Here is a 10,912-nt window from a genome sequence, read left to right as displayed (position 1 = left end):
AGGGGCGCTAAGCCCCTCTCAACGGGAACGGTAGGTGATGCGACCCTTGGTCAGATCATAGGGAGTCAGTTCTACCTTGACCTTGTCACCGGTGAGGATGCGGATGTAGTTCTTACGCATCTTGCCGGAAATATGAGCGGTCACAACGTGGCCGTTTTCCAGCTCCACACGAAACATGGTATTGGGCAGGGTATCAATAACTACCCCTTCCATTTCAAGACTTTCTTCTTTTGCCATTCAATAACACCTTCAGAAGGTTAGTAAGGCCGGATTTAAATTCGCAGGGCATTCTGCCTGAAAACCCATCGTAAAGCAAAGAGCAACGACGGCCAGTGCAAAAAGTACCGGTGCTTAACCTGGCTTATTGCAGGCGGGTCCAGCGCTGGTTAATGTACAACTCTACGGGGCGATATTCGATTTTGTAATTCATCTTACGACAATTACGTATCCAGTAACCCAGGTGTAAAAACTCCCCCCCAAGACGCCGGGCCTCATGGATCAGCCAGAGGATACAATACCGCCCGAGACTTCTGCGGCTGTGATCCGGATCATAAAACGTATAAATAGCCGACAAGCCACTCTGAAGAGAGTCCACTACCGAGACCGCCAGCAGACGATTCTCAAGACGAAATTCATAAAAGTGAGTAAATTCGGGGCTTTCCACCAGAAAGACAGAAAACTGCTCAATGGATGCGGGATACATATCACCGTCAGGGTGACACTGGTTGATGTATCGCTCATAGAGCCGGTAGTACTCATCGGTATAGGCAGCACGGCTTCGAGTGACCTGCAGATCCGAGTTGCGGTTCCACGCCCTTCGCTGTGAGCGGCGCATGACAAATGCCTTCACTGGCACCCGTGCCGGTATGCAGGCCCGACAATGGCTGCAGTGGGGACGGTAAATATGACGGCCACTGCGACGAAAACCGAGTTCTGCAAGATCGCTGTAGACGACCTGGTTCAGGGCTACATCCGGATCCATGAACAGGGTCGTTGCCTGTTCTTCCGGCAAGTAGCTGCACTCGTGGGGTTGCGTGGCATAAAATTTCAGGTCTTTATGCAGACTCATGGTGACTGGTCATTCCATTGCCATTCCTGTTTCCAGTGTGCACCGGATGGCGGGTTCGGGCAATAGCGATCAAGGCATTCCATAAACTCCTCCCTCGGCATCAGCCAGGCCCCCAGAGACTCAAGGTGTGCACTGTATACCTGGCAGTCACAGAGCTTAAAATCCCAGTCAGCCAGCTGCCGTGAAAGTGCTGTCATGGCAATTTTAGAGGTATTACTTTCCCGGCTGAACATGGACTCACCAAAAAACACCTGCCCAATGGCAATGCCATACAGGCCGCCGACCAAACCCTCCGGGCTCCAGACCTCAACGGAATGGGCATGCCCCGCAGCGTGCATGGACTGGTAAGCATCCAGCATATCACCGGTTATCCAGGTCCCTTCTGCATCCTGGCGAAGCTCGGCACAAGAGCGGATAACGCCGGAAAAATCATGGTCAAGGGTGACCCGGTAGTGCTGTTTACGTAATAACTTTTTCAACGACCTGGACAGATGAAGCTCTCCAGGACGAAACACCATTCGCGGAGAAGGGCTCCACCATAAAACAGGATCACCCTCATTGAACCAGGGAAAAATACCCCGCCGATAGGCCTTCAGCAATGTGTTCACCTCCAGATTTCCGCCCACGGCCAACAGACCATTGGGTTGCTCCAGGGCCTGTTCTGTACAGGGAAACTCAACGGCAGAGTCTTCCAGCAGGGTAATGATCTTTTCCATGGGCGGTTGATTACCTTCCTGATATAAACAAAGACACCTTTATAAACCGGGCTACCTTGGCCATTTCGGTCGCTTTCAGGGTGTGGTGGCAAATACGTGGTTTATCCAATTGGCTTACTACCCTCAAATGGCTATCGTCCTGATTTGAATATTATCAATGACAGGCAGGAGAAGTCAGTGTCACTGTTACTGGACCTAAAACCCGCAGCCCTCTGGCAGCACTTCCAGAGTCTCTGCGACATCCCAAGGCCATCCAGGCACGAAACCGCTGTTTGCCAGTTTATCAAGCAATTTGCCGATGACCTCGGGCTTGCAGCACAGGTGGACGGGGCTGGAAACCTGATTATCCGTAAACCAGCCACCCCCGGGATGGAAGACCGGGAAGGCATTATCCTCCAGGCGCATCTGGATATGGTGCCCCAGAAAAATGCCGATACGGAACACGATTTTACCACCGATAAAATACGCCCCATGATCGACGGTGAGTGGGTCACCGCCCAGGGAACCACCCTTGGGGCTGACAATGGTATCGGGGTTGCGGCTGCCATGGCGGTTCTTGAAGCCACCGATATTCCCCACGGCCCTCTGGAAGTGTTGCTGACCATCGATGAAGAGAGTGGCATGACCGGTGCCAAGGGGTTGAAACCCGGACTGCTGGAAGGGCGCATTCTCCTGAACCTGGACTCCGAACGGGAAGGGGAGCTATGCGTGGGTTGTGCCGGTGGCATGGATGTGGTGGTAGAGCATACCTATCAGCCAGAAGCGATCGGTGAAGGCTTCTCCTTCTTTAAGGTGGCCCTGACAGGCCTTAAGGGGGGACACTCAGGACAGGACATCAACCGCCAGCTGGGTAATGCCAACAAACTGATGGCACGACTGTTGAAAGCCCTTGAACAGGAAGGGGTTCGTCTTGCCAGCCTGAAAGGAGGCACTCTTCGCAACGCCATTCCCCGGGAAGCTTTCGCTGAACTGGCGGTACCAGCAGGAGCAGAGGACAGCGTCAGTTGCATCATCGATGAGCATCAACAGCAATTTCAGACAGAGCTGTCGGAAGTGGAGCCCGACCTGGCTCTGAGTCTTTCAGCCCTGAAACAACCTGTTCAGCAAGTCATGCCTGCGGCACTTCAACAGCAATGGCTCAATGCCATTCATGCCGCTCCCTGCGGTGTTGCCCGGATGAGCACCAGCGTGAAAGGAGTGGTTGAAACCTCCAATAACCTGGCGGTTGTTCGTATGGCTGAAGGGGAGATCCAGGTTTACAACATGGTCAGAAGCCTCGTGGACAGTGCCCGGGAAGATCATGCCGAAGCCATTGCCGGACTTTACTCTCTGCTGGGAGCCCAGGTAACCAAACAGGGGGCCTACCCGGGCTGGAAGCCCAATATGGAATCCACCATTCTGAACACCATGGTGGCCAGCCACCTGCAGGTATTCGGCAGTGAACCGGAGATCAAAGTCATTCATGCGGGCCTGGAGTGCGGTCTGCTGGGCAGTGCCTATCCCCGCTGGGATATGATCTCTTTTGGGCCCACTATCCGTTTCCCTCACTCTCCTGATGAAAAAGTGCATATCGAAGCAGTGGGTAATTTCTGGAACTACCTTCAGCATATCCTTGGCCACGCACCCGAGAAATATGCTTGAGCTGACGACTGAATAGCGGTTGTCAGGCAAGGTAAAAGGGGGCTGCACAGGTTAGCCTCCTTTTCTTGTGAACAGAGCACAGACCTCTTCAGGGATGTTTTTTTTCAATAACCGGCCTTTAAATGATGATTTTTTGCCCTTAACCCTTTCCTTATCCGTCGTTATGTAATAGAATTCGCGTCCTAGTCTACTGACAGTCTGCTTTTCACCAGCCGGTTTAATGAAGAACAATTCAACTCTTCTTAATTTTTCCATCACTCCAGTGCGGATCGTTAGCGCTGGTGGAAGCCATTTCCCCAACTTTATCCAATAACACTCCCCGGAGGTAATCGCATCTATGGGTACCCTGAGCATGGGCGGCAGCTTTGATACCAACAACGAAATGGAAATCGTTGAACAGCAGCGCCTGGCGGCTCTCATTGAAATTACAGAGCAACACAACAAGGAAGTCAGCCAACTGAAGTCCCGACTGGAGACGGCAGAACAGAAAGCCGAGAAAGCCGGTTCACAGCTGAAAAACATGGAAAATGAACTGAAGACTCTGCGGGCCAGCAACCCTGACCGCATGAAAAAGCAGATCAAGCGTCTTCAGGAACAGAATCGCGCCCTGACCGGAGAGAACACCGGCCTCAAGAGCAAGCAGAAGCAGCTGACCCAACAGCTGAACACTGCCAACCAGGAGCTTGAACAGCTCAAAGCGGAAGAAAAAGAGGCCGAAGCCGAAGAGACCAAGAAGTAACCGGCTACTGGTTACTCCAATAGCTTCTGGCTGTGCAGTCAGTAGACGTCGGCGGTTGCCCAAACCCATGCATTGGGTGACTGCCTGATCGCTCTCCTGATTTATTACTGTATGGCCTTTGCCTCTCCTTTCTCCTGCTCCGATCACTTTTTCCATATTCCAGCCCTTGCACTCAATCCAGACGATGAGCGGCTGTTTTTCTGCACAAATTTGATTAGACTGAAAGCACTAATACCCTGTAAATACCGACGGGAGAAGTGCCGTGAACGAATGGAGTCAGTGCCAGTACGATCAGATCGAGCATATTGAAAAGTCCTTTGCTTTCAAAAAATACTCAAGGGCGCTGGCTTTCTGCAACGCGGTGGCCGGGTTGGCGGAAACCCATGTACATCATCCAAGAATGGTGATTGAGTGGGGTAAAGTGACCGTTGCCTGGGGAACCCATCAATCAGAAGAGGGCAGCGGTGTGCTGGACAAAGACCGGTTTATGGCAAAACAGTGCGACTCGCTGTATGAGCTGGTAAATCAACCAGTGGGTTGACATAGCCTCGCAAAGAACCGGAAGTGGAAATAAGCGACTGGTCGCAACCAGTCGCCAGAGTCAAAGGGGAGAGTTGCCCCTTAATTCGGGAACAGCTCACTGAGTTTGGTGGCCAGCATCATATTGCCTTCAGCGCGAAGTTTCCCCATCATAAAGGCCTGCATTCCGTCCATCTCCCCGGACATCACGCCAACCATGGTGTCACTGTCCATAATCAGGGTCACACTGGGGTCATCGTGTGCTCCTTCAACAATGTCAAAAGCGCCATCTTTGATGACAAGGTGGTAAGTCTCTCCATCCTCAATATCAAACTGGAACACCTCATCCAGACCGGCAGCTGCATCGGCGTTGAATCGGCTTTTCATGGAATCAATGATTTCTGCAACGGTTGCCATTCTTTCTATCCTGTTGTTGTCGTTAGCAAAACGAATGCGTCTCTAGCAGCCTGTCAGACTTACGACAATTTCGGCCTAAAATCCAGAAAGAACGGCCAAATCTTTCGATGAATTCGATTAAATAGGTCCACTATTCGCACGAATCCATCGAAAGATTTGACTCGCTCTACTGAATTTTATGCTCGAAAGCATAAGTCCGACAGGCTGCCAGGGGACTGGAGTGCAGATTATGAGTATTGACCGCAACTGTCAATCAATTCATACAACTGTTTGAATGCAATTTACTCACGTCTTGCCGTTATCCATCCTCCAATAAAGACACAAATCGGTTATTCTATAGGGCTGCGTTCACTGACAAATACAATTTACAGGCAGGGCTTAGAGGAACGGTGCTCTGTCTGCCCTGAAAATCCTCCGGAGGTTCCATTGGAGTACTTTGCTGATTTCTTTCTCTTTCTGGCCAAGACAGTGACCCTGGTGGGTAGCCTGGTTGTCCTGGTAGCACTGATCACCGCCATAGGCCACAAAGCCAAGAAGATGCACAAGGGGCACTTGGAGATCACCCGCCTGAATGAGCATTACCAGCAGCTCAAGGATGAGTTGAAACATGCGCTGCTGGACAAAGCCCAGCTCAAGAAGCTGGCCAAGGCCGATAAGGACAAGGCCAAACAGGAAAAAAAAGCCAGCAAATCAAAAGAGACGGAGCAGGAGCGCAAGCCCCGGGTCTACATCATGGATTTCCATGGGGATATCAAAGCTTCGGCAACCCGCTCACTGCGAGAAGAGATCACCGCAGTACTGTCCATGGCGGAACCGGAAAAAGACGAAGTTGTGGTGCGCCTGGAGAGTGGCGGTGGGCTTGTCCATTCTTACGGCCTGGCCTCATCCCAACTGAAGCGCATCCGGGATAAAGGTATCCGGTTAACGGTTACCGTGGATAAAGTCGCCGCCAGCGGCGGATACATGATGGCCTGCACTGCGGATCATATTATTGCTGCCCCCTTTGCGGTGCTGGGCTCCATTGGTGTTATGGCGCAGTTGCCCAATGTTAACCGGCTGTTGAAGAAGCACGAAATTGATATTGAGCTGCACACTGCCGGAGAGTACAAACGAACCTTGACCGTTTTGGGAGAAAACACAGAGAAGGGCCGCCAGAAGTTCAAACAGGACATGGAAGACACCCACGAACTGTTCAAAGAGTTTGTTAAAGCCGAACGGGACTACCTGGATATTGACCAGGTTTCAACCGGTGAAATCTGGTATGGCCAGAAGGCACTGGAACTGAAACTCATTGATGAAATCAGCACCAGTGATGAGTATATTTACCGGAAGGTGGAGGAATCAGACTTGGTTCAGGTACAGTATGTCATGAAAAAAGGAGTGGCTGACAAACTGGGGCTGGCTGCGGAATCCGCCCTGGACAACACCTTGATGAAGTGGTGGGAGCGCTTGAACACCAGCCGCTTTTTTTCCTGAGAACAGTTAAGTTCTCAACCCATTGGGCGGGAGTCCTTTCTTCAAGAGAGCATCACTCCCGCACACCCAATCAGTCTCTCCTCAGTCGCTCAGAAATCGCAATGGGCGACTCAAACCGAAACACCACGATGTAGGACGAAACAATCAAAGTCATGATGGCCGTTGCCTGAATGACATGAGAGGCGATTTCTCCGATCAGATACTGACTGCTGGCCAGGGCGGCAATCAAGATTGAAAACTCACTGGTCTGGCCCAGGCGAAATCCAACTTCCCAGGCCGTGGATCGGCTTTCACTGACCCCCCGGAGTAACAGACCGAAAACAATCGGTTTCAAAACGATCACTACCCCTGTCATCACCAGGGCAGGTACCAGCACACTTGTCAGCAGATCCAGGTTGAAGCTGGCACCAATAGAGAAGAAAAACAGCACCAGGAAAAAGTCTCTCAGAGGCTTGAGGTTGATGGCGATGTATTGGGAAATAGGGCTGGTGGCAATACTGATTCCTGCAATAAAAGCCCCGATTTCATAAGAGAGGTTCATGCTATAAGCCAGTTCGGCAAAGCCCAGGCACCAGCCCAGAGCCAGCAGAAAAAGGTATTCATGAAACCGGTCAAACCGTGCCATCAATGGCAGCAGGATGTATTTAACCGTCAGGATGGCGGTGATAATCATCAATGGCAATGCCATCAGAGCCATTATCAGATCACTGTAACTGCGGGTGTGGGAGGGCTCAAAATTGTAGAGCAGCAGGAGGGCAAGAATGGCAAAAAGATCCTGAAGCAACAGCAGGCTGACCAGCAGTTCTCCGGTATGCTTGTGATGCAAAACAGTGGTCGGCAGGAGCTTGATGCCAATAATGGTGCTGGAAAACATCAGGGTGGCACCGGTAATAATGGCCTCCTGTTGATTGAAACCAAAAGCCAGCCCCATCCCGTATCCCGCCAGAGAAAAAAGGAATGAACTGAGCAATCCGACGGTGGCGGTTTTTTTCAACAAATTGCCCAGATGGCCCGGCTGCATATCCAGCCCCAACAGAAAAAGCAGAAAGATAATGCCCGCATGGGAGATATCATTGAGCAGCTTGGTGTCATTGACCATTTCCAGGCCATAGGGACCAAACAGAGCCCCCAGCAGAATATAGGCAACCAGCAAGGGCTGGCGGGTGAACAGAGCCCCCGTTGCCAGGACCGCAGCGCCACTGAAAATCAGAAAAAAAGAGAAGAGCAGGGAACCACTTTCCATTGAACAGGCTCGTTTTGATGACCATTAATACTCTACTTTACCGGCCTCACCATCCGCTTCCAGAACAGTGCAACCAATAACGCAGCAATCATGTTGTTATAATTCTGACTTTTCAAAGAAAAAGCACAACCAGAAAAGAGTATAACCAAGCTTTATGACTTGTTGTAATGGAGAGAGTGGTATTCAATGAAAAGCCCCCGTCAGTCAGGGGGCCATATTTACTTCCTGGTTCCAACGCTCAGAACATCTCCAGGGTCCGGGTGAGCTGCATTTTCAGCTCATATTCCTTCAGAAGACTTAAAGGCCATGGCGAAAACGAAGCACTGTCGCCCCGGAATCCGCCCCGGACTGATAAGTCCTGCTGAAAGTATCCAGGGCCTTGAGGGCATAGGCAGGGTTCTGATCTTCCCTGAGCAGGAAGCTGTTGAAACCGCATCTCGCCATATAAAACAGTTGATCCACTAATACATCACCCACCGCCCTGATTTCCCCCCGGTATTGATAGCGCTCCTTGAGGAGGCGGGCGATAGAGAAGCCACGGCCATCAGAAAAGATCGGAAAATGAACGGCAATCACTTCAAATTGATGAAGTACTTCCGCACAGCTTTCTGGCTCATCGTCACAGTCAAACCACAGTCCAACAACACCGTTGTGATGACGATTTGCCTCTACAGCCTGCTGGAATGCAGAAGCGGGCAGGAGAAGGTTGCCTTCAGGGAGCGCTTTTTTTTCCAAATAAAGAGAGAGCGCTTCTTTATCCAGAAGAAGAAAGCCATCATCCACCATTTCCCGGTTCTTAAGCAGCCTTGGCATAGACTTTCTCCTTAAAGGGTTGCACACCCACTCGTCGGCAGGTATCGATAAAGCGCTCATCAGGGTTGCGAAGATCAATGTAAGTCTGGAGTATTTTTCCAATGACTTCGGGCACTTCATCCATTTTGAATGAGGGGCCGATGATTTTACCCAGGGACGCGTCGTGCCCGGAATTTCCACCCACCTGAATCTGGTAATACTCCTCACCTTTGCGATCCACACCCAGAATGCCAATATGCCCCACATGGTGGTGGCCACAGGCATTCATGCAGCCGGATATATTGAGGTCCAGCTCTCCGATGTCGTGGAGGTAGTCCAGATTATCAAAAGACCTTTGAATCTGTTCAGCCAGAGGAATAGAACGGGCATTGGCCAATGCGCAGAAATCACCTCCGGGGCAGCAGATCATATCCGTCAACAGGCCAAGGTTCGGAGTGGCAAGCTTCAGTTGATCCAGCTTCTGCCAGAGGGACAACAGGCGGTGTTGTTGAACATCTGCAAATATAAGGTTCTGTTCATGACTGACCCGAAGTTCTCCCAGGCTGTAGTCGTCCGCCAGGTCGGCGATGGCTTCCAGCTGCTCAGCACTGGCATCTCCCGGAGCATCGGCGGTTGCTTTCAGTGTCAGAGTAACACTGGCATATCCTGGCACTTTGTGCCGGGTAACGTTTTGTTTAAGCCAGCTCTGAAAGGCAGCCGGGCCGGACAGAGAGAGATGGTTATAATCCTGATCGGGCAGATTCTCATACTCCGGCTGACTGAAGAAAGCACTGACCCTTTCAATTTCTTCAGAGGGAAGAGTGCCACTGACGCCTTTTATAAGCTGCCACTCCGTCTCTACTTTTTCAGCAAAGACTTCCGGGGTGAGAGCCTTAACCAGAATTTTGATCCTTGCCTTGTATTTATTATCCCGCCGCCCATAGCGGTTATAAACTCTGAGAATAGCGTCCAGATAGTTCAGCAGCTGTTCAGGCTCCAGGGAACGCTTGATCAGAGACCCAGTCATCGGTGTCCGGCCAAGTCCGCCCCCCACAAGAACGTTGAATCGAACTTCATTCTCCTGATCAAGAAAAGCATGCACACCAATATCATGCACACGGGTAGCAGCCCGATCCTGGCCCGAAGAACTGACCGCAATTTTGAACTTCCGTGGAAGAAACGCGAACTCTGGGTGAAAAGTGGACCACTGACGGATAATTTCACACCAGGGCCGGGGATCAATCACTTCATCATGGGCAACACCGGCAAACTGATCCGTGGTCGTGTTGCGAATACAGTTGCCGCTGGTCTGAATGGCGTGCATCTGCACACTGGCCAATTCTTCCAGAATATCAGGCACTTCTTCCAGCCTGGGCCAGTTCAGCTGGACATTCTGCCTTGTGGTGAAATGAACATACCCTTTATCGTAATAACGGGCGATGTGAGCCAGCTTTCTCATCTGCACCGTACTCAGCATGCCGTAGGGAATGGCGATCCGCAGCATGGGGGCGAACCGTTGAACATAAAGCCCGTTCTGGAGGCGCAGTGGCAGAAACTCTTCTTCTTTCAGTTCGCCAGCAAGGTGGCGCCGGGTCTGCTCCCGGAACTGCTGGACTCGTTCATCAACAATCCGCTGGTCGTATTCATCGTATCTGTACATGAATTCATCGTCTGATTGGCCACATCGGTATAGCAGGCGCTGAAGCCTGAGCTGGAAGACAGAATACTGACTTTTACTTATACGTAAAACTACTATTTATTAATAAAAGTAGATTGAAAAGTAATAAATATAAGACTCTGGTTGCTGTATTCCAGCGATTTCGCTACCTTGATTCCCGTGGCAAGATGAAACCAGATTCAATAGAAACAGGTAAGGATGAGGAGGTTGATGGATGGGACAAGCCAACAAATGGAAGGACAGCACGGTGGACGCCATTGCCGCCGTCGCTCTGATTATGCTGGTTGTTGCGACTGCCGTCGTCTGGGTCAGTAGCCAGTAAGAAAGCAGGTATCTATTGGGCGGAGTGAGTCACCAAACTCACAATAATCACCAGAATGGCCACAAACAGAACCGTTCCCACAACACCGGCGATAATGTAGTGCGCTGGTTTTCCCTGAGTGAAATCCCTTTCAAGATTTTGTTTCTTCTGGACACCGAAGGCTGCGGATAAGGTGTAGTAGTTCAGACCTGATCTGACAGTCACCGATTTTTCAGAGGGTGTCTGTCAGGTCAAATTCAGGCTACAAATTTTTCCTTCCAGATCTCTTTGCCATCTATCAGAGTTTCCATTGGCGTTCTT

General features: G+C 51.0%; 12 protein-coding genes. 4 read left to right on the top strand and 8 right to left on the bottom strand.

What is annotated here, in order from left to right; translation table 11 throughout:
* Positions 1 to 18 precede the first annotated feature (18 nt).
* The 3 genes from infA to aat form a co-directional block, all read right to left on the bottom strand.
* Positions 19 to 237, bottom strand: coding sequence for a translation initiation factor IF-1 (gene infA / locus ACNRUY_RS14710; RefSeq protein WP_034842760.1), 219 nt, complete (start codon positions 235 to 237; stop codon positions 19 to 21).
* Between the two features lie 124 nt (positions 238 to 361).
* Entirely contained in the window at positions 362 to 1,069 is a 708-nt protein-coding gene (locus ACNRUY_RS14705) for an arginyltransferase (protein ID WP_488112395.1), read from the bottom strand.
* Positions 1,066 to 1,785, bottom strand: a complete 720-nt coding sequence (gene aat, locus ACNRUY_RS14700; protein ID WP_488112394.1) for a leucyl/phenylalanyl-tRNA--protein transferase — start codon at positions 1,783 to 1,785, stop codon at positions 1,066 to 1,068. Before aat ends, ACNRUY_RS14705 begins: the two co-directional genes overlap by 4 nt.
* A gap of 177 nt (positions 1,786 to 1,962) precedes the next feature.
* On the opposite strand from aat, the gene ACNRUY_RS14695 reads away from it, so the two are divergent.
* The 3 genes from ACNRUY_RS14695 (at position 1,963) to ACNRUY_RS14685 (ending at position 4,706) form a co-directional block, all read left to right on the top strand.
* Positions 1,963 to 3,426, top strand: coding sequence for an aminoacyl-histidine dipeptidase (locus ACNRUY_RS14695; RefSeq protein ID WP_488112393.1), 1,464 nt, complete (start codon positions 1,963 to 1,965; stop codon positions 3,424 to 3,426).
* 337 nt (positions 3,427 to 3,763) lie between these two features.
* Complete coding sequence (locus tag ACNRUY_RS14690; RefSeq protein ID WP_488112392.1) at positions 3,764 to 4,165, top strand: hypothetical protein; 402 nt, start codon at positions 3,764 to 3,766, stop codon at positions 4,163 to 4,165.
* 262 nt (positions 4,166 to 4,427) lie between these two features.
* On the top strand, positions 4,428 to 4,706 hold the full coding sequence (locus tag ACNRUY_RS14685; protein ID WP_488112391.1) for a 4a-hydroxytetrahydrobiopterin dehydratase: 279 nt from the start codon (positions 4,428 to 4,430) through the stop codon (positions 4,704 to 4,706).
* 80 nt (positions 4,707 to 4,786) lie between these two features.
* On the opposite strand, the gene ACNRUY_RS14680 is transcribed toward ACNRUY_RS14685, so the two are convergent.
* Entirely contained in the window at positions 4,787 to 5,101 is a 315-nt protein-coding gene (locus tag ACNRUY_RS14680) for an SCP2 sterol-binding domain-containing protein (RefSeq protein WP_488112390.1), read from the bottom strand.
* A gap of 426 nt (positions 5,102 to 5,527) precedes the next feature.
* Between ACNRUY_RS14680 and sohB the strand changes: the two genes are divergently transcribed.
* Positions 5,528 to 6,577, top strand: a complete 1,050-nt coding sequence (gene sohB / locus ACNRUY_RS14675; protein WP_488112389.1) for a protease SohB — start codon at positions 5,528 to 5,530, stop codon at positions 6,575 to 6,577.
* Between the two features lie 70 nt (positions 6,578 to 6,647).
* On the opposite strand, the gene ACNRUY_RS14670 is transcribed toward sohB, so the two are convergent.
* The 4 genes from ACNRUY_RS14670 to ACNRUY_RS14655 form a co-directional block, all read right to left on the bottom strand.
* Positions 6,648 to 7,820 carry a cation:proton antiporter domain-containing protein gene (locus ACNRUY_RS14670; RefSeq protein WP_488112388.1) on the bottom strand — a complete coding sequence of 391 codons (1,173 nt, stop codon included), beginning with the start codon at positions 7,818 to 7,820 and terminating at the stop codon, positions 6,648 to 6,650.
* Positions 7,821 to 8,117: 297 nt separating this feature from the next.
* On the bottom strand, positions 8,118 to 8,633 hold the full coding sequence (locus ACNRUY_RS14665; protein ID WP_488112387.1) for a DUF934 domain-containing protein: 516 nt from the start codon (positions 8,631 to 8,633) through the stop codon (positions 8,118 to 8,120).
* Positions 8,617 to 10,272, bottom strand: coding sequence for a nitrite/sulfite reductase (locus ACNRUY_RS14660; protein WP_488112386.1), 1,656 nt, complete (start codon positions 10,270 to 10,272; stop codon positions 8,617 to 8,619). The genes ACNRUY_RS14665 and ACNRUY_RS14660 overlap by 17 nt, the downstream gene beginning before the upstream one ends.
* A 352-nt stretch (positions 10,273 to 10,624) precedes the next feature.
* Positions 10,625 to 10,816, bottom strand: coding sequence for a DUF2970 domain-containing protein (locus ACNRUY_RS14655; protein WP_488112385.1), 192 nt, complete (start codon positions 10,814 to 10,816; stop codon positions 10,625 to 10,627).
* Positions 10,817 to 10,912 lie beyond the last annotated feature (96 nt).

Source organism: Endozoicomonas sp. Z74, assembly GCF_057680865.1.
Note: the sequence above shows the minus strand (reverse complement) of the source record. Positions and strands in the feature narration are given on the sequence as shown.